Below are 1019 nucleotides of genomic sequence, written 5' to 3'. Positions count from 1 at the left end.
GGAGCGGCTGCGGGTGACGGCTGGTGGGGAGGTGGGGATTGGGACGGCGACGCCGGCACGGCGGCTGCATGTGGTGGGGGCAGTGGGGCAGGCGGCGGCGCGGTTTGTGGCTGTGGGTGGGGCAACGGTAGCAATTGAGGCTCAAGGGCACATAGTGCCGACGGGGATCGGGTATGATCTGGGCAGCGCTGGGCAGCCGTGGGCGAACGTGCACGGAGGGGACTTCATCGGGGACAATGCGGTGTTGAACGGGACGCTGGGAGTTGGGCAGAGTGCCTCTGTCAGGCAGACGCTGACGGTGGGGGATGGGTCGGGCCCGTTGGGGTTCATCAATGTGTTGGCTAATCGCGGCGGGGCGGCCATCCAGATCAGCAATGCGCATGCTGCAGGCTGGGCCATAGATGCCGGAGGGCACATTCTGCCGACGGTGCCTAACACGTACGATCTTGGGAGCGCGACGCAGCGGTGGGCGAACGTGCATGGGGTCAACGGGAACTTTGGGACGTTGACGCTGTCGGGCTTGACGCCGGGGTCGGTGCTGTTTGCGGGGCCTGGGGGGCAGATTAGGGAGGACAACGCGAACTTCTACTGGGACGATGCGAGCAACCGGCTGGGGTTGGGGACGAGCACGCCGACAGCGACGCTGGATGTGGTGGGGACGGCACTGGTGAGGGGGGATTTGCAGGTGGATGGGAGCACGACGCTGGGGGATGCGGCGACGGACGGTGTGGTGTTTGTGGGGCGGGTCAATTCGGACATAGTGCCGGCGTCGAACAACGCGTATGATTTGGGGCTTGCCGGGCAGCGGTGGCGGACGGGGTACTTTGGGACGTCGGTGGTGGTGGGGAGCACGGTGACGATTACGACGTCGGATATCCAGTACAGCGGGGCAGGGCAGATAGGGACAGCGGCAGGGGATTTGAGTGTGTACACGGCCGGGGCGGAGCGGCTGCGGGTGACGGCTGGTGGGGAGGTGGGGATTGGGACGGCGACGCCGGCACGGCGGCTGCATGTGGTGG

1 protein-coding gene is annotated in these 1019 nt (G+C 66.6%); it reads left to right on the top strand.

Annotation, left to right across the window (positions count from 1 at the left end):
• Positions 1 to 13 precede the first annotated feature (13 nt).
• Positions 14 to 1019, top strand: a 1006-nt coding sequence (locus NZ960_08575) for a hypothetical protein (protein ID MCS7177643.1), incomplete at its 3' end; no start/stop codon positions are given.

The organism is Candidatus Kapaibacterium sp. (assembly GCA_025059875.1).
Lineage (GTDB): Bacteria > Bacteroidota > Ignavibacteria > Kapaibacteriales > HRBIN21 > HRBIN21.
This window is presented reverse-complemented; position numbering and strand designations above follow the sequence as displayed.